Below are 22,189 nucleotides of genomic sequence, written 5' to 3' on the forward strand. Positions count from 1 at the left end.
CAGCAGGGGTCGATAAAGGGTGAAAAGGGTGGATAGGACCGCGTGCTGCCGCTACCGCTGCTCTCGGCAACGCGCGTCGTTGCCGTCGCGCTGAGCGCGGGCCTCGCAACGCACGCGCTCCAGTTCGCGCTCGACGTTCTGGAGTGCGGCGCGAGCAGCGCGGAGGTCGGAGCGGAGGGCACGACGCTCGGATTCCGTCCAATCGGAGGAGTCCTGCTCCACGTCGTCGAGTTCCGCGTTCACTTCGTCGAGGTCGCTGCGGAGGTCTTCCAACGCTTCGTCGAGATCGGCTTCCGCCTCCGACCATGCTTCGATGTGGGCAGCCTCCATCTCTACCGTAGCCTCGGCGAGCGCCTGGTCGACCTCTGCTTGGATGCTCTGCCAGTCGACCTCGTCCATCGCAAGCGCGATCTCGCCTTCGAAGTCGATCGCGGCCATCGCGCGTCCGGCTTCGGCCATCGCCTGCTCCATGATCGGCCCGATGCCTTCGAGCGCCCGTTCGATGGCGGCGAAGTCGGGTTCCTCGACACGGATGTTTCGCCTCGCTTCGCGCTCGACCTCACGTTCCGCATCGCGCGTGGCCTTCCGGTCGATGACGGTTCCGAAGGCACCCGACGTGCGGCGGAGCTTGATGCTCCCGTTCAACACTCGAAGGTCGAGTTGACGTCCGCCGGACCCGATCCGGCCTTCGGCCTGGCTACCCACGTGCCCGGTTCGCTGGATGTTCAGCGGGAAGTCGGAGTGGATGCTCCCGGTCTGCGCTCGTGCCCGGACGTTCGCGTCCAGCGAGGCGGGCAAGTCGAGGACGATGCTGCCGTTCGTCGTTTCGAACGTCATTTCGCCGTCCCACTCCGCGCGGCCGAGCCGGGCCCTGATGCTCCCGTTCGTCGTGTTCGCGCGGACGAGACCGGCGGCCTCAGCCGTGATACTGCCGTTGACCGTGCTCGCCGTCACGTCGCCGCGCCGCGAGGCCGTCTCGATGCTCCCGTTGACGGTACGGGCTTCCACGTCGCCGCCGAGATCGTCCGTCTTGACGCTTCCGTTGACGGTCCGCCCGACGAAGCGCACGTCCTCCGGGAGTACGATGTCGAACGTCACCTGCACGTCGTTGTCGCGCACATTCCCGCGCGCGCCCTGCCCCGGCTCGCACTCGGCCCGCTGCCCCGGGTAGACGGCACAGACCACGACGCCGTTGGCAAACTCGTTAACGACGATCTCCACCTCGTCCTCCATCCCCCGCCGCGACTTCTTCTCCGCCTCGACCTTCACGCGGTCGCCCGAGCCGGTCCGGGCACGGATCGACCCGTTCACGCCGTGGACCTCGATGAATCCGCCACGACCGACGCGCCCTTCCCAGAGGAACGTATCGTCGCTCGAACGGAAGGCGTAACCCGATACGATCGCAGGCTGCGGAGGCGAGGGCTTCGCTACGGACGATTCCCACACCTTCGGCGTTTCCGGCTGGCTCTCCACCGGCTGGAACGCGGCGAGCGGTGCCGCAAGTGCCAGCGCCAGCACGCCGACCGTCGCCAGATCGGTGCGCGTCGCGGCGCCCCGGTTCTGCGCGGGATCGAGGATCGATAGGACGCGGCCTTCGAGGTTGGAACGCCGCGCCATAGGGGCCGTCGCAGCGAGCGCGAGCGGCTCGCGGCGGAAGCGGCGTGCGATCTGGACGAGGTGCTGCGCGTAGTCCGACGCCCGCGCGCCGTGGTTCAGCACGAAGTCATCGCACGCATGCTCCCGCTCGACCATGAAGCGCCGGTAGGCGAGCCACGCGAGGGGGTTGAACCAGTGCAGCGCGAGGCTCCCCTGCGCAACGCTCTGCGTCAGGCAGTCGCGGCGGACGATGTGGGCCAGCTCGTGCGTGAGCACGACTTCCCGCCGGTCCTCGTCCCAGTCGTCGGCGTCGTACGGCAGCACGACGACGGGGTCGAACACGCCGCCGGCTATGGGGATCGTGAGTCGGTCGCTGCGGAGCAACCGAACGGGCCGGTGCAGCTCCATCCCGAAGGCAACGCGCTCTTTGAGGTCCAGCCAGTCGAGGTCGTACACGGGCTCGGCCTGTTGCACCAGCCGCCACGCGCCGAGCACGGCGAGAAACCAGCGAGCGGCAATCAGAAACGCGCCCGCTCCCCAGACGAGCACGAGCCACGTTTTCCAGTCTCGCATCGGACCCGGCATCGACGTGCTGCTCCACGGCATCGGCGAAACGGCAGCGGGTGCGGCGGCGCGGTGCTCGATGACAAACGCCCGCGTGTCACCAGAGAGCACTCGCGTCTTCACGTCGCGCTCGAGCCGGACCACCGGCGGAGCTACGGCTGCACGGGGGGCCTTGGGGGCGCGGGGTGCGACGGCGGGCGCCGGAGCCATCCGAGGCATCGGAGCGGCAGGTGGAGCGGGCGCCACGGGAGGAGCCGGGAATGCCGCAGCCGGCAGGCTCTGGGCTGGAAGCACGGGGACGTGCCAGCCGGGGACCACGGCGAAGAGTAGCGGGAGCATCAGCGCCGTTCCGAACGCGAACGCCCAGACGGCGTGCCGCGTCGCCGCCGAAACCCGGCGCAGCATCGCGACGGCGAGGAAGGCGAGGAGAAAAACGAGCGTGCCTTTGGCGGCGACGGCCAGGAGCAGCGCGGCTCCGTCGGCGAGGCTGAGATCGGTAAACAGGTTCATGCTAGCGGCCCTCTCTGCGTGCGTGCTCGATGAGCGTGGCGAGGCGGTTTAGTTCGTCGTCGGAAAAATCACGACCCTCCGTGTCTAGCAGCGCCGCGACGGCCTGCTCGGCGGAGCCGTCGAAGAACGTCCGGACGACGTGGCGGAGCGCGGTCTTTCGCGCCTTCTCCGGTGCGACGGTGGGCTGGTAGACGTAGCGCGGCCCGTCCTTCGTGTGCGTGAGGTGCCCCTTCTCTTCGAGGATGCGCAGCATCGCCCGGACAGCCGAATAGCTCGGCGGGTTGGGCATCCCGTCCATCACCTCGGCGGCCGTGGCCTCGCCAAGTTGGTAGACGATGTCCATGATTTGCCGCTCGCGGCGGCTGAGCGTGGGAGGAGGCATAGAGATGGAAGAGCGAGTTAGAAGGCGCTACGGGGGCAGCGAGCGGAGTGTTACACGCCGTGCTAATTTTTTACCACTCACAAAGTAGTGGCTCCCACGCGCGCCGTCAATACGTCATGCTATTTTTTTAGCACCTACCTCATCGGACCGAATCGCCGCCCCAAAACGAAGCGGGCGGCGCCGCTCGTGCAGCACCGCCCGCGAAGCGCGCTATCGTGTCTCAGCCTACTTCCTGGCTCCCTTCATCATCTCGAAGACCTGGAGCACGCCTTCACGCGGCATCTTGATGAAGTCGTTGAACTGCCCGCCCGACGCGAGGATTTCGCCTCCGTCGAGCGCGATCGACTGCCCGGTGAGGTAGGTCGAGCCGTCGGAGAGGAGGAAGACCGCGAGGTCGGAGAGTTCGTCGGGTTCGCCGAAACGCCGGAGCGGAACGCGCTTCTTCATGTTGTTCGCCATCTCCTCGTCGGGGACGAGCCGGCTCCACGCGCCCTCCGTCGGGAAAGGGCCGGGGGCGATGCAGTTGAGGCGGATGCCGTACGTCCCCCACTCCGCCGCGAGCGACTTCGTCATCGCCACGATGCCGGCCTTCGAGACGGCGCTCGGGAGGACGAACGCGCTGCCGGTCTCGGCGTACGTCGTCGCGATCGAGAGGACGACGCCTGCCGTGCCGCGCTCGATCCACCGCTGCCCGCACCATTGCGTGCAGTAGAACGAGCCGTAGAGGTTCGTCTTGACGATGGCGTCGAACCCGTTCGGGCTGATGTCGGCGGAAGCCGAGAGGAAGTTGGCGGCGGCGTTGTTGAGCAGCATCGTGACGGGCCCCTGCCGCTCCTCGGCCGCTTCGAAGAACTCGACGACGCTGTCGTGCTCGCGGATGTTGCACGAGATGCCCTCCGCCTCGCCGCCCGCTTCGCGGATGTCGGCGACGGTCTCGTCGAGCGGTTCGGTGCGGCGACCGCAGATCGTAACGCGGGCGCCGAGCGACGCGCACCGCATCGCCATTTCGCGGCCGAGCCCGGTGCCGCCGCCGGTGACGACGAGGTGCTCGCCAGATAAGAGGTCGTCGCGGTAGATCGATGCCATAGCAGGAAGGGGAGATAGGGTGAGGTTAGGGGCCTGAAAAGTACGGCCGGCACAACGGGCGAGGGACAGACTTCGCAGCCTGTCCCTCGCTTGGCGCTCCCCCAACCTCACGCGGTCACTGGAGCAGCGTCAGCTTACCCGAAAGCACCGCGTCCTCGAGGCTGACGACGTAGATGTACGTCCCCGCGGCGGCGCGCGCCCCGCTATCCATGCGACCATCCCAGATCACCTCGTACGCTCCTTCCCCCTGCACTTCGATGGCCAGCACGCGCACGAGTTGGCCCAGCACGTTGTAGATCTTCACCACCGCCACTTGGGGAGCGACGTCAGCGCTGGTTCTAAACGAGATATGCGTTCGCTCCACGAAGGGGTTGGGGTAGGCTCCGAGGAGTTCGACGGAAGTAGGAACGGCCGCCTCTTCCTCTTCGGCGTCTACCGGATTCTCTCCCCCATCCGAGAGCGAGGTGAACGGACTCGTCACGCCCCATGCGAGGCTGATCGCGACGATTTCGTCGCGCACCTCTTCGGCCTCCGGTGACCCTTCGGGCAGGCTGTAATAGAGCACGAGCAGGTCTTCGATCTTCAGCTTGGCCCACACCTTGGGCAGGAACTGATACCGCGTCGCGCTGGAGTCCGCGAGACCGAGATCGTAGGCATACGACACGGGCTGTCCGAACGCCTGGCCGCTCAACGTAATCGTGACGGGCACCGCTTCGTCGTACCGGCCAGAGACGATCATCTGCTGTCCTTTGAAGAGGCTCGGCGGCGGATCGGGGTGGACGTCGGATACCACCGCCGGGGCGAAAGCGATCTCGGTGTCGAGCAGGACGGGGTTACGGATCTGCAGGTAGAAATCGGTAATCACGGATTCGAGTTCGTCCTCCCCGAGGAACTGGGCGAACCCGTCGTTCTCGCTCGCCAGCAACGTCAGGAGCTGACGGTTCACCGATTCCCCGATCCCGAACGTGAAGACGATTACGCCCGTCTCCGTGTCCAGAATGAGGTCGCGGACGTACGCAGCCAACGGTTCGGTCTGCGTGATACCCGCCGTGGCTTCGCCATCGGTAAAGAAGACGATGAGGTTCGCCGTCTCCTCGCTCGCAGCCGAGAACTGCGGCACCGCGACGCCGAACGCGCCCGAGATATTCGTGCTCCCGTCGGCTTGGAACCCGCTGATGTACGCGAGCGCAGCATCCCGATTCTCTGCGGTGTACTCGACGTGCTCAGGCCTGAAGCTGCTGACGTTGGAGGCGAAGTCCACGATGTTGAAGCGGTCGCCTTCGTCGAGGTTGTTCACGATGAAGTTCGCTGCGTTCCGGGCCTGCACGATCTTGTCACCTCTCATACTCCCCGAGCGGTCCACAATGAGCGTGAAGACCTTATCGATGGACTCGGTGACGTCACTCGCATCGGGCTCCACCACGAACACAAGGAAGCCCCGATTGCCGTCGTCCGCGACCGTGCTGTCGGCGAGGAACGTGCTGAAACCGAAGAGTCCGAGTTCGTCCGGGTTGAGCGTGTAGCGCATGCGGTAATCCGCGTTCGCTACCGTCTCAAAGGATTCCCACACGACGGAGGCCGTCGCCCCATCGTTCAGCACGGTGGCTCCGGAGTGGCTAATAAAATTGATCGCGTCGATCATGCGCGAGGACGTCAGCGTCAACTCCAGCCGTTGCGCATCCAGCGGAGCCGTTTGAATGGAGCGGTAATCGTGAGGGTATCGGTACTCCACGTCGCCAAAGGAATAGGGCAGGAGCTGGACGTAGCTGATCTCCACGACGAGGGACGAGTCCGCCTGCACGGCTTGCGGGATCGCGAAGTAGAACGGCTCGCTCTCGGCGAGGTAGGCCTCGAGGCCCGGGTCCGGCTCTCCCCCGCCCCCCGGAAGCGTGGTGTCGGGAGGCGCAGCGGTGAAGACGGCCTCGCGCCAGACCCCGTTGACGCGCCACCGGAGCGACGTCGCGCTCGCGCCCTGTGGCAGCGGGAACACGTAGGTCGACCGCACCGAATCGGCGAACGTGTTCTGAAACGTCTGCGTCGCCGTCGTGAGCGCGATCTGGTTCTCGATGGCGGCGCTCACCTCGCTCCGCTCCAGCCGGAGGAAGACGCCCTCGGAAGCGTCCACCACGCCGACCCCATCGGCCAGCGCTACCGAGCTAGCGAGCGAACAGATGCAGGCGAAGCAGGCGAACAGAAACGGTCTCATGACACCCTCCAGATCGATAGCTGGTACGAAGCGGCCCGGTCACAGCCGGCCGGACCAAACGGATACAAAGTATTCGCCTGACACCGCTTATGCAACCTCCCACTGCTCTCCTAAGCGAAAAGAGGAGGCCCCCACAGTGTGAAGGCCTCCTCTCCTCTACTCACTTACTCGATCACGCCTTGGACTCTTTCGGCTTGACTTCGGGCTCGGTCGGGAAGACCGATGCGCCGTAGGCCTGGCCTTTGCTCTGCGGAAGCGGCCCGCCGTCGCCAGCCGGAGCGCCGTCGCCCGACGCCGCTTCGAGCGTCATGACGGCGTTCTTCATGTACTCCTCCAGCGTGAACGAATCGACCTGGATGGCATCGAGACGAGCGGCTTCGGCCTGCGCGAGGGTCTCGGCCTCGTCGCGGGTGATGATGCCCTTCTCGGTAGCCATCTGCACGAGCTCCTTCCCACGGATGCGGGGGAGCTGCCGGGCCTTGATCGCCTCTTTGATCTTCCGCTCGGCGGGCTCCGCCGTGTGGACGAGCCGGAGCGCGTGCTCCAGCCGGCCGAGCGCGTCGGTCGGGTCGTCGGAGACGTAGAGGCCGGCGGTGTGGCGGTCGCGCTGCGGGCCGGGCACCTGCATGGCCTGCGCCACCTTGTGACCGAGGGAATCGCTCGGGCCTGTCGAGAGCGGGTTGCTCCGGCTCCAGAGCGCGACGGGGCCGCGCAGGACCGAGCCGAGCACCGGCACGTCGAGGTTTTCATAGAGCCCGTCGAACGCGATCTGGATCTGCAAGAGCGCGTACTCCATCGACCAGCGCATGAACGACTCGTCTTCCTTCCGACGGCCTTCGTTCTCGAAGCGCGCGAGCACGGCATTCCCGAGGTACATCCACGAGAGGATGTCGGCGAAGCGGCCCGTGACCTTCTCCTTCCGCTTGAGGTCGCCGCCGAGCGAGCCCATTGCGATGTCCGCGAGGAAAGCGAACGAGGCGCTCGTCCACGAGAGCTTGCGGTAGTAGTGCGCCGCCGGTCCGTTGACGGGCGCGCCGGCGAGGTAGCCGCGCGAGAGCGAGAGGTAGAGCGCGCGGACCTTATTGCGGCCGATGTGCGCGATGTGACCCCAGAACGCCCTGTCGAAGCTGTGGAGGTCGTCGTTCTCGAGCGCTTCGATCTCTTTCAGCGCGTACGGGTGGCAGCGGATCGCGCCCTGCCCGAACACCATCAGCGTCCGCGTCAGGATGTTCGCACCCTCGACCGTGATCGACACAGGAACGCCGGTGTAGCCGGCCGCGAGCGTGTTACGCGGGCCCTCCGAAATCGCGTTCCCGCCGAGGATGTCCATCCCGTCGTTGATGATCTTCCGGAACAGCTCGGTCGTGTTGTACTTCATGATCGCCGTAACGACGGCCGGCTTGGCGCCTTTGTCAAGCCCGCCGTTCGTGTAGCGGCGCGCAGCTTCCATGATGTACGTGAACCCGCCGATGCGGGCGAGCGGCTCTTCGATCCCTTCGAACTTCCCGATCGGGAGGCCGAACTGCTTGCGGACCGCGGCGTGCGCGCTCGCCACGCGGTAAACGTGCTTCGCACCGCCCGTCGCGGAGGCGGGGAGCGAGATGCCGCGCCCGGCGGCGAGGCTCTCCATCAGCATCCGCCAGCCGATCCCGGCCCCAGCCGCCCCGCCAATCACGGCGTCTTCGAGCGAGAGGACGACATCGTGCCCCTCGGTGGGGCAGTTGTAGAACGGGACGCCCATCGGGTCGTGCCGCTTACCGAGCTCGACGCCCTCGGTGTCGGTCGGGATGAGGGCGCAGGTGATGCCGAGGTGCTTGCCTTTGCCGAGGAGGTTCTCGGGGTCTTCGAGCTTGAACGCGAGGCCGAGCACGGTGGCGACGGCCGCGAGCGTGATGTAGCGCTTCCGCCAGTTAAGACGGACGTAGAGCTTGCCGTCGTCGCCGCGGAAGACGGTGCCGGTCGACGAGATCGCACCCGCGTCGCTGCCGGCCTGCGGCTCGGTGAGCGCGAAGGCGGGGAGGTCTTCGCCGTCGGCGAGGCGCGGGAGGTAGTGGTCCTTCTGCGCCTGCGTCCCGTAGTGGATCAGCAGCTCGGCCGGGCCGAGCGAGTTGGGCACCATCACGGTGATGCCGAGCACCTGGCTCCGCGCCGACAGCTTCGCCACGACGGCGGAGTTGGCGGAGGCGCTGAAGCCAAGCCCGCCGTACTGCTCGGGAATGATGAGGCCGAAGAACTTCTCCTTACGAAGGAACGCCCATACCTCGTCGGGCAGGTCCTTCCGCTGCTGGACCTCCCAGTCGTTCGTCATCCGGCAGACCTCTTCGACGGGGCCGTCGAGGAAGGCCTGCTCTTTGGTGGTGAGGCCGGGGTAGGCTTCGCGGAGGAGCCGCTTGAAGTCGGGCTTGCCGGAGAACAGGTCGCCGTCGACCCAGACCGTACCGGCCTCGATCGCGGTCTTTTCCGTCTCGGAAATCTGGGGGAGGAAGCCGAGCGCCTTCATCCCCTGCATGACGCCTTTCGAGAGGGTGTTGCGGCGGATGGGCGGCACGCCGAAGAGGGCGGCTGCGGCGCCGGCACCGAGGAGGGCTGTGCGGAGCTTCATGGGAATAGGAGTTGATGAGCGAGGGTCGAGCGGCGTCGCGAGGTTTACAGCGTTAACCGCTTCCGTTAAAAGAGACGCCTCGGGTACCCGTCGGGATGCCGGAAGCGCTTCGGTGACTCTAGGTTAACAGTGTAAACCATTTCAAAGATCCGCGCAAGTCGAAGCAAATCGTACCTCCTCATTGACCACATAAAGAGGCCCGGCTGCGAACACATCGCAGCCGGGCCTCGATCTTTCAGCGGATCAGTCCGCTGAGTCGAGCCGTTTTAGAACGCGCGCCGCACGCTGTTGTAGGCGTGCCGGACGGCGTCTTTCGTTTCGTCCCACAAGCCTTCGTCGTGGCGGTGGACGTAGCCCTTGCGGATGTCGCCTTCGGCGCGGCCGAAGTCGAGTTCGCGGTAGCGCTTGTCATTCGCCATCTCATAGCCGTAGCGATACGCAGGCTCGTAGTAGGCGTAGTCGTTCTCGCCTTTGAACGTGCCTTCGTAATGCGTGCGGAAGTCAGGCTCGACGTCCACCCACTTTACGGCGCCGGTCGTCTGCGTGCCACCGGTTTCTTCGACTTCGACGCGCGTGCTGCGCACCTCGCCGCCGACGGTCTCTTCGCGCTCGCGGACCTCCTTGCCCACGGCGACTTCGCCCGTCACTCGAGCTTCCTTCGAGACGACGGCTTCTTCGTCGCGCTCGACGAGTTCGATCTCGTCTTCGCGGAAGGCGGCGTCAGCCTCTTCGGGGGTGAGCTTGCGGTCCACACGCTCGCGGTCGACGTGGATCTCTTCGTCGCGGAGGCGGAGGGTCTCCTCCACCATGTCGGTGTCCACGTACTTGTGCACACGGACGCCACCGCGGACGACCTCACGCTTGCCGATCTTGAGCTGCTCTTCGATCTCTTTGAAGCGGGCCTGGGCGCGATCCGCGTAGCGCTCGCGCTCCTCGACGATCTCGTCCTGATCGTAGGGCTCGGTCTCGGTGTAGCCGGTGAACCCTTCCTTTTTGTACGCCTCGTGCCGCTCGCCGAACGGAACCGGGTTGTGGCGCGCCATGATGTCGGCCGCCGTCTCGGCGTCCTGATCGTGGACGCGGGCGATGACGAGGGCGCCGCCACGGCGGACCGCTTCGGCGTAGAACTCCGACTCGTCTTGGGGCACGCCGTAGCCGGTGAGGGCGTCGGGCGTGGTGTTCTTCTCCGCGTCTACCTCGTAGTCGCTCCGTTTGCCTTTCTCGTACGAAGCGTATCGGAGATGCTCGTCGCCGAAGCCTCGTTCTTCCAAGTCTTCTACGACACGGTGGGCGGTGACGCGGTCGTCATAGAGTCCAACAATTGTCTTAGCCATAATTCGTAACCTCGAGAGGTGTGTGGTCAGATGTGATGAGCGAGTGTGAGAGGTGAAAAGAGGTCTCAGTGAGGCTCGTCGGCCGGGGATTGCTCCGGCCCGAGGCGCTCGACCTCCACTCGCTCCGAGCGAAGGGTAACGTCCTGCGGTTGGCGGCGCTCGGTCCGCCGCTTGGTGATGTGCAGTTCTTCTTTGAGGAGGAGCTTCTTCTCAACGACGAGTACCTCCTCGAATACGGGGACGATCGTCGTGTCGCCCTCGGATCGGACGGGCACCGGGGCATCGATATACCGATCCACCGCTACACGCTCGACCTCGACTTCTTCGCGGAGGAGGGGCTCGTCCACGACTTCCTGCCGGGTCTCGACGTGCTTCGTGATGCGCACGCGGCCCGTCTCGCGGACCCGCTTGCTCACGTTGAGCCGTTCTTCGACGATCGGCACGCGTAGCTCCCCGCCGTTCTCCAGCAAATCGCTGAAGGCGACGGGGAGGTGGTACGCGCCATCATCGCGCCGCTCCAGAATGTCTGGAGCGATGTCGATCCGCTCTCCCGAGTCCAGCCGAAGCGGGATTCGGTCGGGCGAACCCGAGACCGGGGCGGATGCGAGGGTAGCCTCGCGCCCGTCCACGTCCGTCACGACGAGCGACGAGTCGGTCACGCGCGATCTCCGCGTGCGCTGGCATAACCGTAGCGCACCGCGTCCCGCACGTCGTCGTAGCGACTGTTCGGGTACTGCTTCGTGTAGCTACGCTCGAGATCGGACTCCGCTTCCGTGTAGGGACGGTTGCGATAGCTCTCGTCGTACGCCGTCTCGTAGCCGAAGCGGTACGCGGGGTCGTACGTGTCGAAATCGTTCCCGGTGGCGGCATACGCCGTTTTGTAGTGGTTCCGAAATTCGCCAGCGTACTCGTCGTAGGACTCAGCCTCGACGTTGTCGCGCTCGACCACATGTCCGTAGTCGTCGTAGACCGTGACGGACTCCTTCACGGTGTCCGGAACGATCGTCGTCAAATACACAACGCCGTCGCCAATCGATATGTCACGGGCGGGATATTCCGTCCCGTCTTCGAGAACGATCGCATCGACGCGCTTTTCGTCGGTGTTCACGATCATCTGGTCGACTTCGCCGACGTGGTTACCATCGGCGTCCACGGCTTCATAGCCACGCACGTCCTGGTCGTCGAACGAGAGTTCCCAGCTTCCAGTGTTTGAAAGGGGTACGCGTTTCATAGTATTAATAGAGGTCTAGTTCAGAGAAGTGAGAGGGGTCGGCAGGTGTACCCTGCCAGCGTAGCACGACCGTCAGTTCTTCTCGAGGTCGACGCTGTTGGCCGAGATGTAGACGCCCTGCCGCATGGCACGGTCACGGTCCACATCCGACATATCGGCGTAATCGGGTACGCTAGAGTCGAACGCCTGGATGGTGCCGGCGATGTCGAGCATGTTGCCGTCGTTGACGTCGTAGGTGCCGTCGGAACCGTCACCAGGACCGACCCGCCACTCGCCCATGTCTTCGAGGACAATGAGGGCAGCCTCATCCATGTCCGTGCCAGGTCCAACAGCGAATGAGCTATCGCCGGTGAGTCCGATGACACGCATGCCGTCGAGGTCTACTTCGCGCCCGACGAGCGCGGTCCCATTGGCGAGCGCCGCGAAGGACGTGACTTCGTCGTCCATTTCCATCGGCTCGGGCTGATCAATGGGTTCGACGGGGTCGACGACGGCGATGTCGTCTTCATCGGGTTCGTCGTCGAAGAGTTCGGCGATGAGCCAGATGAGTCCGGCGATGGCGAGCAGGGCGAGGAGCCAGGTCCACCACGGGGTGCCGCCTTTGCGTTCTACGGGAATGTTAGCCACGGTTGCCTCCAGATGTGATTTGAGAGATGGGATCCGCTGCGCAAGAGGTGAGGGCGCGCAGCGGGTTCTTGCAATGTCTTATGTATTACGGGTCAGCCGTCGATAGGTTCTGTTCTCGCCGCTCCCATCTCTCCAGACGGAGGAGAACAGGGAGAACGCGAAAGGGGCGCCCTCGCGGACGCCCCCATGGTGGTAACAGGTCTCGATGTGCCTCGCGACCGAGGACCTCAACCTGAATATGCCAGCCCAGGATGGCCTAGATCTGGAGGTTCTCAAACACCCCCGCCGCGCCCATCCCACCGCCGACGCACATGGTGACGATGCCGTAGCGCTCGCCGCGCCGCTTCATCTCGTGGAGCAGCGTCGCGGTCAGCTTCGCGCCCGTGCAGCCGAGCGGGTGGCCGAGCGCGATCGCCCCGCCGTTGACGTTGACCCTGTCCTGGTCCAGCCCGAGATCACGGATCACGGCGAGCGCCTGCGACGCGAACGCCTCGTTGAGCTCGAACAGGCCGATGTCGTCGAGCGACAGCCCAGTCTGCTTCAGCACCTTCTTGACGGCGTTGATCGGGCCGATGCCCATGATCTCCGGCGGCGCGCCGTGAACGGCGAATCCGACGAGCCGAGCGAGGGGCTCAGCGCCCGTCTCCTCGACCATCCGCCTGCTCATCACGACGGCGGCGGCGGCCCCATCGTTCATCTGCGAGGCGTTGCCGGCCGTCACGCTCCCCCCCTGCTTGAACGCGGGGCGGAGCCGGGCGAGCGCTTCGAGCGTGGTGTCGGCGCGAGGCCCTTCGTCGACGGTGTGCGTGAAGGCGAGCGTGTTCGTGTCGGTGCCGCCGGCGTAGACGGTGTCTTCGACCTCGAGCGGGACGATCTCTTCCTCGAACCGCCCGCTCTCGATCGCGTCGATCGCGCGCATGTGTGACTGGAGCGCGAAGGCGTCCTGGTCCTCGCGGCTGACGTTGTATTGGTCGGCGACGTTCTCCGCCGTAATCCCCATCGACGCGTACACGTCGGGGTTCGCCGTGGCGAGGTCGGTGTCGGGGGCGAAGTAGAACCCGCCCATCGGGACCGAGCTCATCGACTCCGTCCCGCCCGCGACGATCACCTCGCTCTGGCCGAGCACGATCGCGTTGTTCGCCTGCGCGATCGTCTGCAAGCCCGACGAGCAGAAGCGGTTGATGGTGGCGGCGGCAGAGTCCGTCGAGAGCCCGGCCTTCTGCGCGATGACGCGGGCCATGTTCATCCCCTGCGGTCCCTCGGGGAAGGCGCAGCCGATGAGGAGGTCCTCGATCTGATCGGGGCTGAGGTTGCCGGCCCGCTCGATCGCGCCGCGCACGGCGGTCGCGCCGAGGTGCTCGGGCCGGACGTTCCGGAGCGCGCCCTTGTTCGCCTTGCCGACGGCGGTGCGGACGCTGGATACGATAAAGGCTTCGTTGATCTGCATGGTTTGGGGGGTTATGGGTTTGAGGTCGGAGGTTGTGGGTTCTCTATGAGAGACCCCGAACCTCGAACCCCGAACCTCCTACTCAATTGCGGAGCGGCTTGTTGGTCGTGAGGATGCTCTGGATGCGCGCCTGCGTCTTCTCCTCACCGAGGAGCGAGAGGAAGACCTCGCGTTCGAGCTCGAGCAGGTAGTCCTCGTGGACCTCGGCGGGGCCGGAGAGCTCGCCGCCGGTCATGACGTAGGCCAGCTTCGAGGCGAGGAAGTGGTCGTACTCGCTGATGTAGTTGCCCTCCTCGAACTGGTAGAGCGCGACCTCGAACTGCCCGCGCCCCGGCTTGCCGAGGACGGGGATGTGCGAGCGCACCGGCGGCGGGAGGTAGCCCTGCTCGCTGAGCCGGATGACTTCGGCTTTGGCGACGTGGAAGCGCCGCGCGTCGTTCATCACAATGATCGCCTCGGGCGGGAGGATGTGCATCTCCTGCGCCATCCGCGCGCTCGTCGCGACGTTCGCCATCGCGATCATCTCGAAGTGCTGCCGGAGGAACGGCTGGATTTCGCTCGGGCGGTCCTGATTCGCCGCCATCTCCGCTGCCTTCGCCGTCATCATCATCGTCCCGCAGCCCGCCGGGATCAGGCCGACGCCGAGCTCGACGAGCCCGATGTACGTCTCCGATGCCGCGACGGGGTGCGGGCACGCCATCGTCATCTCGCAGCCGCCGCCGAGCACGCGCTGGTGCGTCGTCACGACGACCGGCTTCGTGCTGTAGCGGACCTTGAGGATCGTGTCCTGGAAGCCCTTGATGAAGTCGCCGACCTGGTCGAGCTGCCCCATCATCACCGCCATCGCGACCTCGCCGAGGTTCGCGCCGACGGAGAAGTTGCTGCCCTCGTTGCCGATTACCATGCCCCGCAGATCCGGGTCGTTCTCGACTTTGTCGATGGCTTCGGCGAGACCCTGCATGACTTCCTGCCCGAGCGAGTTGGCTTTCGAGCGGAACTCGAAGAGGGCGACGCCATCGCCGAGGTCGAGGAGCGCGGCCTCGCTGTTCTTCCACAGCGTCTTGCCGTCGTCCTTTATGATCGTGGCGAGGCTGATCTCGTCGGCCGGGCGCGGGTCGGCAACGTACTCGCCCTGCCCCGGAATCCAGACGTGGCGCGTGCCGTCTTGCTCTTTGTAGAAGCCCGAGGCTGGCACGTCGGCTACCCAGTCAGGGACCTCGATGCCTTCGGCTTTCAAGTCGTCGCGGACGCGATCGACGCCGAGGGCGTCCCACATCTGGAACGGCCCCATCTCCCAGCCGAAGCCCCACGCGACGGCGCGGTCGAGGTCGGCCGGGCTGTCGGCGATCTCGGGCATCCGGCGGGCGCTGTAGCCGAAGAGGTCGAGCGTGGTCTCGCGGAAGAACTGGCCGACGCGGCCGTCGTCTTCGTAGAGCTTCGGCAGCCGATCGGCGAGCTTGCCGCCCTTGAACGCGGAGATATCGAGCGCCGACTCGGTCGGGTCCTCGTACTCCATCGTCCGCATGTTGACGGACTTGATCGTCTTGCCCTCCTTCTTGTAGAACCCGGCCTTCGACTTCGCGCCGAGATTCCCGGCCTCGACGAGCTTGTTCAGCACCTCGGGGACCTGGAACGCCTCGCGACTCTCGTCGTCGGGGACGGCGTCGTAGAGGTTCTGGGCGACGTGGCGGAGCGTGTCGAGCCCGACGACATCGGCCGTGCGGAACGTCGCGCTCTTCGGGTGGCCGATGAGCTGGCCCGTGAGCTCGTCGATCTCCTCGATCGAGTAGTCGCCCTCGGTCGCCTGCCGGAGCGCCTGCATCATGGCGTAGACGCCGATCCGGTTGCCGATGAAGTTCGGCGTGTCCTTCGCCACGACGACGCCTTTGCCGAGGTGAACGCGGGCGAAGTGCGCCACGCGCTCGACGACGGCCGGGGCGGTGTCCGGCGTCGGGATCATCTCGAACAGCTTGAGATAGCGCGGCGGGTTGAAGAAGTGGGTCCCGAGAAAGCGGCGCTTGAAGTCGTCGCTTCGGCCCTCGGCGATCTCGTTGATCGGAAGGCCGGAGGTGTTCGTCGAGATCACGGCGGTGTCCGAGGCGTGCTCCTCGATCCGGGCCATCACCGACTGCTTGATGTCCATCCGCTCGACCACGACCTCGATGATCCAATCGACATCTGCGATCTTGTCGAAGTCGTCGTCGAAGTTTCCGAGCGTGACACGCTTCTGCGTCGCGTCGGTGAAGAACGGCGCCGGGTTCATCTTCGTCGCGTCCTTGAACGCCTTCTCAACGATGCTATTCGGCTTTCCCTCTTTGCCGATCGACTCGGGCGTGACGTCGAGGAGGAGAACGTGGAGGCCGGCGTTCGCGAGGTGGGCCGCGATCTGCGAGCCCATCACGCCCGCGCCGAGCACGGCGGCGGTGCGGAACGGGCGGGGGCTGACGACGTGCGCCTGCTTTCCGTTCGCGGTGGTCTGGGTCAAGGTTTCCATGATGGCTAGGGTATCAGGATGAACGTAGGGGCGACCGGCCGGTCGCCCGTACAGGTGGATTCAAACGAAGGCGCCGACGCCAGTCACGGCGCGGCCGACAATGAGGGAGTTGATCTCGTTCGTGCCCTCGTAGGAGTAGATGGCTTCGGTGTCGGAGAAGTAGCGGGCGACGTGGTATTCGAGCAGGATGCCGTTGCCGCCGTGGAGATCGCGGGCGAGGGCGACCGTCTCGCGGCAGCGCGCGGCCGTGTACACCTTCGCGAGCGAGGCCTGCGCGTCCGTCATCCGGCCCTGATCCTGCAAGCGCGAGAGGCGGAGGCACATCGTCTGCATCGCCGTCACGTTCCCGAGCATGTCGACGAGCTTGTCCTGGATGAGTTGGAAGTGGTCGATGGAGCGGCCGAATTGCCGCCGCTCACGGGCGTACTTCACGGAGCGCTCGTAGGCCCCCATCGCACAACCGACGGCCTGCCACGCCACGCCCGCCCGCGTCAGCCGCAGGACTTCGGCCACGTCGCGGAACGAGTCGCACTTCTGCAGCCGGTCGCTCTCCGGCACGCGGCAGTCGGTGAGCGTGATGAGGCCGTTCTCGACGGCGCGGAGGGCGATCTTGCCCTGGATCTTCTCGACCGCGTAGCCGGGGTTCTCCTTCGCGCGGACGATGAAGCCCTTCACGTCGCCGCTCTCTTCCTCGCGCGCCCAGATCACGACGAGGTCGGCGAAGGTGGCATTCCCGATCCACTTCTTCTGGCCGTTGAGCACCCATTCGTCGCCCTCGCGGCGGCACGTCGTCGTGAGCCCGCCAGAGACGGCGGAGCCGACGTGGGGCTCGGTCAGCCCGAAGGCGCCGATCACGTCCATGTTGCGCATCTTCGGGAGCCACTCCGCCTTCTGCTCCTCCCCGCCGCAGACCAGTAGCGACTGCATGGCGAGGCCGGCGTGGACGCCGAAGAACGTCGCCGTCGAGACGTCGACGCGGGCCATCTCCATCGTCACGATGCCTTCAAGCATCGAGCCGTTGGACTCCCGCGTGTTGAGGTCCTCGCCGTAGATCAGCGTCGGCAGGTCGAGCTTTCGCAGGCCGTCGCGGAGGAGGTCGATCGGCGTTTCGTCACGGCTCCAGTACTCGTTGATGACGGGCTGGACCTCGTCCTCCATGAAAGCGCGGACGCCCTTCATCACACGGCACTCGTCGGGTTCGAGGAGGCCCTCGATGTCGTAGAAGTCGCCGTTGATCTCGGGGCGCTCCCGCTGCTTCCCGTTCTGGCCGCCCATCATCTTCTTCATCTGCGCGAGCATCGCCTCGTCCATCTGCGACACCATGCCGATGAGTTCGCCGAGGTCCACTTTCTCAGCGAGTTTGGCAACCTTCGCCATGTCGACGTTCTGGACGAGCTTCATCAGTTCGCCCATCTGGGCGAAGTCCATCGGAGGGGTGTCGGAGTCGGTAGCCATGAGGGGCGGGGGCAGATGAGGAGAGGGGTCCGGGTTATATCCGACCGAAGCGGGGCGGGTCCGGGCACGAGATGACTTAACGCGCTTAACGGCGTTAAGTGCCGAGCAAAAGAAGAGCGCGTGAGGCGACGGCCCCACGCGCTCCGGTTTCCTCAGGCGACCGCGACGCTCTCGTGCTTGTCCGCGACGTCGGCTTTGTACATCCGCTCGATGTCGTCGTTGTACGCCTTGCTCACGGCCGAGCGCTTCACCTTCATCGTCGGCGTCAGCAGCTCGTTCTCGACCGTCATAAGGTCCGAGATCAGCTTGAACCGCTTGATCTGGCTCCAGTGATCGGCCCCCTGGTTCGCCTCCTTCACGAGGCTCTCGTACTTGGCGAGCACGTCGGGGTGCTTGAGGAGCGCGTCGTCGGACATCGAGCCGACCCCTTTGTCCTCGGCCCAGCCCCGCAGCACCTCAGTGCTGGGGAAGATCAGGGCCGAGCAGAACTTGTGCCCGCTGCCGACGACTACGGCCTGCTCGATGAGCGGGTCTTCCATCAGCGCGTTCTCGAGCGGCGACGGGATGACGTACTTGCCCGTCGAGAGCTTGAAGAGGGCCTTCTTGCGGTCGGTGATCTTGAGGAATCCTTCGGGTGTGAACTCGCCGATGTCGCCGGTGTGGAACCAGTTGTCGGCGTCCATCACCTCTTCGGTCTTGTCGTCGGCTTTGTAGTAGCCCTTCATGATGTGCGGCCCGCGCGAGAGGATCTCGCCGTCCTCGGCGATGGCGACTTCGACGCCGGGGATCGGCTGGCCGACGGCGCCGGCGCGGTTGGCGTCGAGCCGGTTCATCGTGATGACGGGGCTCGTCTCGGTGAGGCCGTAGCCCTGCACGACGGGCACGCCGAAGGCGTTGAACGAGGCCGCGAGGTCGGCCCGGAGCGCGGCCCCGCCGACGGCGACGGTCTTGACGCGCGTGAGCCCGAGCTTCTCGCGGAGCTTGGAGTAGACGAGCTTGTCGGCGAGCGCGAACTTGATCGGGCTGAGACCACCCTTCGGCTTGCTGAGGTCGTAGTCGCCGGCGAGGTCGAGCGCCCACGTCCCGATCTTCTTCTTCACGCCGTCGCTGTCGCGGACGCCGAGGAGGACCTTGTCGTAGACCTTTTCGAGCACGCGCGGGACCGTCGCGAAGAACGTCGGCTTGAGTTCGGCGAGGTGGCCGACGAGGAGGTCGGGGTTCGAGAAGTAGATCGAGTGCCCGTACGCGATGTGGGCGATCGTGAGCATCCGCGCGAAGATGTGCGTCGCCGGCAGGAACGTCACGACGACCTCTTCCTGGTGCTTGAGGGCGCCGAGCGCCTGGAGCGCCCCGAGCACGTTCGACGAGACGTTCTCGTGCGTCAGCATCACGCCTTTCGGCAACCCGGTCGTGCCCGAGGTGTAGATGAGCGTCGTGAGGTCGTGCGCCCCGACCTTGCTGCGGAGCTCGGCGAGCTCGCCGGGGTTCTCTTTTTTCCGATCCCGGCCGAGCGCGCGGAGCTCGTCGAGCGTGAAGAGGCGGACGCCGTCGGGCATGGCGATGGAGCCGGCGTTCCCCTCCGCGAGGATGACGGTCTTCACCGACGGGACGCGCGGCAGCCACTTCGCGAGTTGCGCCAGCATCGTCGGGTTCGAGACGAACATCGCCTTCGCCTCGGCGTGCTCGGTGACGTAGACGAGGTTGTCCTCGGCGTACGTCGTGTAGAGCGGAGCGTTAACGATGCCCGCGATGAGGCAGCTGAAGTCGGCGAGGGCGAAGTACATGTCGCTGTCCATGAAGAACGCGGCGTGGTCGCCCCGCTCCAGCCCGGCTTCGAGCAGGCCGAGCGCGACTTCGTCGGCGGCGTCGCGGAAGTCGTTGTTGGACATCGTCGTCCACCCGCCCCCATCGCGCGGCTGGTTAAACGCCGTCGGGTTCGGGTATTTCTCGACCACCTCGTCGAGCATCTCGACGAGCGTTTTGCCGAGGATGGGGTCTCCGAGTTGCGGCGGGGCCGTGTGAATTTGGAGCGGCATGGGAGTGGGGGTTGAAGGTGGCGGAGGGGGCGGCGGGCGGAGTCTGCGGGCGGGGTCGTAGGATACGAATCGGAAGCGCTTACGAAGATACGAACGGGGCAGCCGCCCCTTTTAGCCGTCTACGTGCGGGAGTGCGCCCGCGTGGAAGCGGAAGCCGACGATCGCGTGGCGGACGACGGCTTCGACGAACACGTCGCGCTCGATGCGGACGTCCACGCGGCGCGCGAGCAGGAGGCCGACGGCGCCGTGGAGCGCGGCCCACAGCACGCTCGCCGCGACAGCCGCGTCCTCGACGTCGAGTTGCCCAGCGTCGGCGCCTTCGCGTAGCGTCTCGGTGAACACCTCGAGGTTGCGGCGGGCGCGGCGGTACTTCTCGGCCGGGTAGCGCGACATCCGCTCCGGGTGCAGCATGAACATGATCTCGTAGTACTCGGGGTTGTCGAGCCCAAACTCGACGTAGCGGCGGCTGAGCGTTTCGAGCCGCTCCACAGCATCGGCGTGGGCGTCGGCGACGTGCTGGAACGCCTCGTTGAGCCGCGCGAAACCCTCATCGATGAGGCCGTGGAAGAGCGCGTCCTTGTTCTCGAAGTGGAGGTAGATGCTCGTCGCGCTGCACCCGACGGCGCGCGCGATCTTCCGCATCGAGAGGGTGTGGTACCCCTCCTCCACGAGGAGGTGGCGCGTCTGGTCGAGGATGGCGCGGCGGAGGTCCGTGCCGCCGGTGCGAGGATCGGGCATAGGCTAGAGAGTTAACACTGTTAGGTACTCCAATTCCTACCGCTTTGTCAAGATCCGATGGCGCCGATCTGTCGGCGACACCCAATTCGTCCAGCGCAACGATGCCCCCGCCAGCGCGACCACGCAGCATTCCCCCCAATCGCACCCGGAGACGGGGTGCCGACCCGGCCAGGGCGCAAGGCCTTGCGCCCCTACGGCGCGGAGCGTGACGGGCGGGGTAAGTTGTCGGCCTCCTTCGAATCCCCCAATCACCCAATCCCCCATGCCCTCGCTCCCCGCCGACGCGGTCCCCGACCTCCCGTCCGTCGCCCGCCGCTTCGTCCGCTACGTGCAGATCGATACGCAGTCCGACCCCGACGCCGAGACGACCCCCTCGACAGAGAAGCAGAAGGACCTCAGCCGCCTCCTCGCCGATGAGCTCTGCGCGCTCGGCATCGACGCGGCGATGGACGCCTTCGGCTACGTCTATGCGACGTTGCCTTCGACGCTCGCCGACGCTTCACGGATGCCGACCCTCGGTCTCGTCGCTCACGTCGATACGTCGCCGGACGAGCCGGGCACCGACGTGCGCCCCTTCGTCCACACCGACTATCAGGGCGACGTGATCGCGTTCCCCGGCGACGCGTCCGTCACGCTCGACCCCGCGCGGCAACCCGCCCTCCTCGACCACCTCGGCCACGACCTGATCACGAGCGACGGCACGACGCTCCTCGGCTCCGACGACAAAGCCGGCGTCGCCGTCCTCATGCAACTCGTCGAAGATCTGCTCGATGACGACGCGCCGCGTCCCGAGGTCCGCCTGCTGTTCACCGTCGACGAAGAGATCGGCCGCGGCGTCGACAAGCTCGACCGCGAGCGCTTCGGGGCTGGCGTGGCATACACCGTCGACGGCGGCGGCGTGGGCGGGATTTACGCCGAGACCTTCAACGCGGCCGAGGCGACGGTGACGGTCGAGGGCGTGACCGTCCACCCCGGCTACGCACACGGCGTGATGGCGAACGCCGTCCGCATCCTCGCCGAAATCGTCGCCACGCTCCCTGCCGACGAAGCGCCGGAGACGACGGAAGGCCGCGCAGGCTACGTCCACCCGCACACGATCACGCACGGCGAAACCGGCCACGCCGCCGCCAAGATTCTGCTACGCGACTTCGAGACCGAGGGCATGGAACGCCGCAAAGCGCTCGTTCACCGCCTCGCCGACGAGGCCGCCGCGCGCCATCCGCGCGCCCGCATCGGCGTCGAGATCCGCGACAGCTACCAGAACATGCTGCGCTACATCGAGGCGTCGGACCCGCGCACGGTCACGTTCGCCGAGGCCGCGGCGCGCACGCTCGGGATCGAGCCCGAACTCCGCCTTGTGCGCGGCGGCACCGATGGCGCGCGGCTCTCCGAGTTGGGCATCCCCACGCCGAATCTGTTCACCGGCGGCCACGACTTCCACAGCCGCTTCGAATGGAACACCGTGCAAAACCTCGAGACGTCGCTCGCGTTCGTCAAGACGCTCGTCCGGCACTGGGGCGAGCACGGCGGCGCATAGCCTCCGCTCCCCTACCCAAGCTCTCCGACATGGCACCCTCTCCCTCCGACCCGCGCCGCACCCGCTCGCGCCTCTTCGTCATCGCGTTCGTCGTCCTCGTCATCGCCCTGTCCGTGTGGGCGACGACGCTGATCATTTCAGGCCGGCAGGACGCCGAGTTCCAAGAGCAACTCGAAGAGCTGCGCGAGGAGGGCCGGTAGCACCTAGAGCAGGGTTCTGGATGATGTAAGTTGGGGCGACCCCAACTCCTCGCTCATGCGCGCCTTCTCGCTCGACCTCCGCCAACGCGTCCTCGACGCCGCCCTCCGCGGCGACCACACCGAACGAGCCGTCGCCGCCGCCTT

General features: G+C 66.0%; 16 protein-coding genes. 2 read left to right on the plus strand and 14 right to left on the minus strand.

Going from position 1 to position 22,189, the window contains the following annotated elements; translation table 11 throughout:
- Window positions 1–51 precede the first annotated feature (51 nt).
- The 14 genes from ABJF88_18795 to ABJF88_18860 form a co-directional block, all read right to left on the minus strand.
- A complete protein-coding gene (locus tag ABJF88_18795; GenBank protein MEP0548989.1) occupies window positions 52–2,670 on the minus strand; it encodes a M56 family metallopeptidase in 2,619 nt (872 codons plus the stop codon).
- 1 nt (window position 2,671) lies between these two features.
- Window positions 2,672–3,052, minus strand: coding sequence for a BlaI/MecI/CopY family transcriptional regulator (locus ABJF88_18800; GenBank protein MEP0548990.1), 381 nt, complete (start codon window positions 3,050–3,052; stop codon window positions 2,672–2,674).
- Window positions 3,053–3,277: 225 nt separating this feature from the next.
- Entirely contained in the window at window positions 3,278–4,138 is an 861-nt protein-coding gene (locus ABJF88_18805) for an SDR family oxidoreductase (protein MEP0548991.1), read from the minus strand.
- A 115-nt stretch (window positions 4,139–4,253) separates the two neighbouring features.
- Window positions 4,254–6,344 carry a VWA domain-containing protein gene (locus ABJF88_18810; protein ID MEP0548992.1) on the minus strand — a complete coding sequence of 697 codons (2,091 nt, stop codon included), beginning with the start codon at window positions 6,342–6,344 and terminating at the stop codon, window positions 4,254–4,256.
- Between the two features lie 172 nt (window positions 6,345–6,516).
- The gene (locus ABJF88_18815; protein ID MEP0548993.1) at window positions 6,517–8,946 is read right to left on the minus strand and encodes an acyl-CoA dehydrogenase; all 2,430 of its coding nucleotides are present in this window, start codon (window positions 8,944–8,946) and stop codon (window positions 6,517–6,519) included.
- A gap of 266 nt (window positions 8,947–9,212) precedes the next feature.
- Window positions 9,213–10,280, minus strand: a complete 1,068-nt coding sequence (locus ABJF88_18820; protein MEP0548994.1) for a YsnF/AvaK domain-containing protein — start codon at window positions 10,278–10,280, stop codon at window positions 9,213–9,215.
- Between the two features lie 65 nt (window positions 10,281–10,345).
- The gene (locus ABJF88_18825; GenBank protein ID MEP0548995.1) at window positions 10,346–10,939 is read right to left on the minus strand and encodes a YsnF/AvaK domain-containing protein; all 594 of its coding nucleotides are present in this window, start codon (window positions 10,937–10,939) and stop codon (window positions 10,346–10,348) included.
- The gene (locus ABJF88_18830; GenBank protein MEP0548996.1) at window positions 10,936–11,511 is read right to left on the minus strand and encodes a PRC-barrel domain-containing protein; all 576 of its coding nucleotides are present in this window, start codon (window positions 11,509–11,511) and stop codon (window positions 10,936–10,938) included. The genes ABJF88_18825 and ABJF88_18830 overlap by 4 nt, the downstream gene beginning before the upstream one ends.
- Before the next feature lie 72 nt (window positions 11,512–11,583).
- Entirely contained in the window at window positions 11,584–12,138 is a 555-nt protein-coding gene (locus ABJF88_18835; GenBank protein MEP0548997.1) for a hypothetical protein, read from the minus strand.
- Window positions 12,139–12,394: 256 nt separating this feature from the next.
- Window positions 12,395–13,585: a thiolase family protein gene (locus ABJF88_18840; protein ID MEP0548998.1), complete on the minus strand. Its 1,191-nt coding sequence runs from the start codon at window positions 13,583–13,585 to the stop codon at window positions 12,395–12,397.
- Window positions 13,586–13,667: 82 nt separating this feature from the next.
- Entirely contained in the window at window positions 13,668–16,079 is a 2,412-nt protein-coding gene (locus ABJF88_18845) for a 3-hydroxyacyl-CoA dehydrogenase NAD-binding domain-containing protein (protein MEP0548999.1), read from the minus strand.
- A gap of 60 nt (window positions 16,080–16,139) precedes the next feature.
- The gene (locus ABJF88_18850; GenBank protein MEP0549000.1) at window positions 16,140–17,534 is read right to left on the minus strand and encodes an acyl-CoA dehydrogenase family protein; all 1,395 of its coding nucleotides are present in this window, start codon (window positions 17,532–17,534) and stop codon (window positions 16,140–16,142) included.
- A 152-nt stretch (window positions 17,535–17,686) separates the two neighbouring features.
- A complete protein-coding gene (locus ABJF88_18855; protein MEP0549001.1) occupies window positions 17,687–19,570 on the minus strand; it encodes a long-chain fatty acid--CoA ligase in 1,884 nt (627 codons plus the stop codon).
- Between the two features lie 111 nt (window positions 19,571–19,681).
- The gene (locus tag ABJF88_18860) at window positions 19,682–20,308 is read right to left on the minus strand and encodes a TetR/AcrR family transcriptional regulator (protein ID MEP0549002.1); all 627 of its coding nucleotides are present in this window, start codon (window positions 20,306–20,308) and stop codon (window positions 19,682–19,684) included.
- Window positions 20,309–20,570: 262 nt separating this feature from the next.
- On the opposite strand from ABJF88_18860, the gene pepT reads away from it, so the two are divergent.
- Together pepT and ABJF88_18870 are read left to right on the plus strand one after the other, a co-directional pair.
- On the plus strand, window positions 20,571–21,845 hold the full coding sequence (pepT, locus tag ABJF88_18865; protein MEP0549003.1) for a peptidase T: 1,275 nt from the start codon (window positions 20,571–20,573) through the stop codon (window positions 21,843–21,845).
- A 29-nt stretch (window positions 21,846–21,874) separates the two neighbouring features.
- A complete protein-coding gene (locus ABJF88_18870; GenBank protein MEP0549004.1) occupies window positions 21,875–22,045 on the plus strand; it encodes a hypothetical protein in 171 nt (56 codons plus the stop codon).
- The last annotated feature ends 144 nt before the right edge of the window (window positions 22,046–22,189 follow it).

It is taken from the genome of Rhodothermales bacterium (assembly GCA_039944855.1).
Lineage (GTDB): Bacteria > Bacteroidota > Rhodothermia > Rhodothermales > JANQRZ01 > JBBSMX01.

Bases quoted from the DNA above. Each gene is read 5' to 3' on its own strand.
- ABJF88_18870 (MEP0549004.1), top strand. From the start codon at position 21,875: ATGGCACCCTCTCCCTCCGACCCGCGCCGCACCCGCTCGCGCCTCTTC.
- ABJF88_18805 (MEP0548991.1), bottom strand. From the start codon at position 4,138: ATGGCATCGATCTACCGCGACGACCTCTTATCTGGCGAGCACCTCGTC.
- ABJF88_18860 (MEP0549002.1), bottom strand. From the start codon at position 20,308: ATGCCCGATCCTCGCACCGGCGGCACGGACCTCCGCCGCGCCATCCTC.
- ABJF88_18795 (MEP0548989.1), bottom strand. From the start codon at position 2,670: ATGAACCTGTTTACCGATCTCAGCCTCGCCGACGGAGCCGCGCTGCTC.
- ABJF88_18810 (MEP0548992.1), bottom strand. From the start codon at position 6,344: ATGAGACCGTTTCTGTTCGCCTGCTTCGCCTGCATCTGTTCGCTCGCT.
- ABJF88_18820 (MEP0548994.1), bottom strand. From the start codon at position 10,280: ATGGCTAAGACAATTGTTGGACTCTATGACGACCGCGTCACCGCCCAC.
- ABJF88_18850 (MEP0549000.1), bottom strand. From the start codon at position 17,534: ATGGCTACCGACTCCGACACCCCTCCGATGGACTTCGCCCAGATGGGC.
- ABJF88_18855 (MEP0549001.1), bottom strand. From the start codon at position 19,570: ATGCCGCTCCAAATTCACACGGCCCCGCCGCAACTCGGAGACCCCATC.
- pepT (MEP0549003.1), top strand. From the start codon at position 20,571: ATGCCCTCGCTCCCCGCCGACGCGGTCCCCGACCTCCCGTCCGTCGCC.
- ABJF88_18845 (MEP0548999.1), bottom strand. From the start codon at position 16,079: ATGGAAACCTTGACCCAGACCACCGCGAACGGAAAGCAGGCGCACGTC.
- ABJF88_18840 (MEP0548998.1), bottom strand. From the start codon at position 13,585: ATGCAGATCAACGAAGCCTTTATCGTATCCAGCGTCCGCACCGCCGTC.
- ABJF88_18830 (MEP0548996.1), bottom strand. From the start codon at position 11,511: ATGAAACGCGTACCCCTTTCAAACACTGGAAGCTGGGAACTCTCGTTC.
- ABJF88_18800 (MEP0548990.1), bottom strand. From the start codon at position 3,052: ATGCCTCCTCCCACGCTCAGCCGCCGCGAGCGGCAAATCATGGACATC.
- ABJF88_18815 (MEP0548993.1), bottom strand. From the start codon at position 8,946: ATGAAGCTCCGCACAGCCCTCCTCGGTGCCGGCGCCGCAGCCGCCCTC.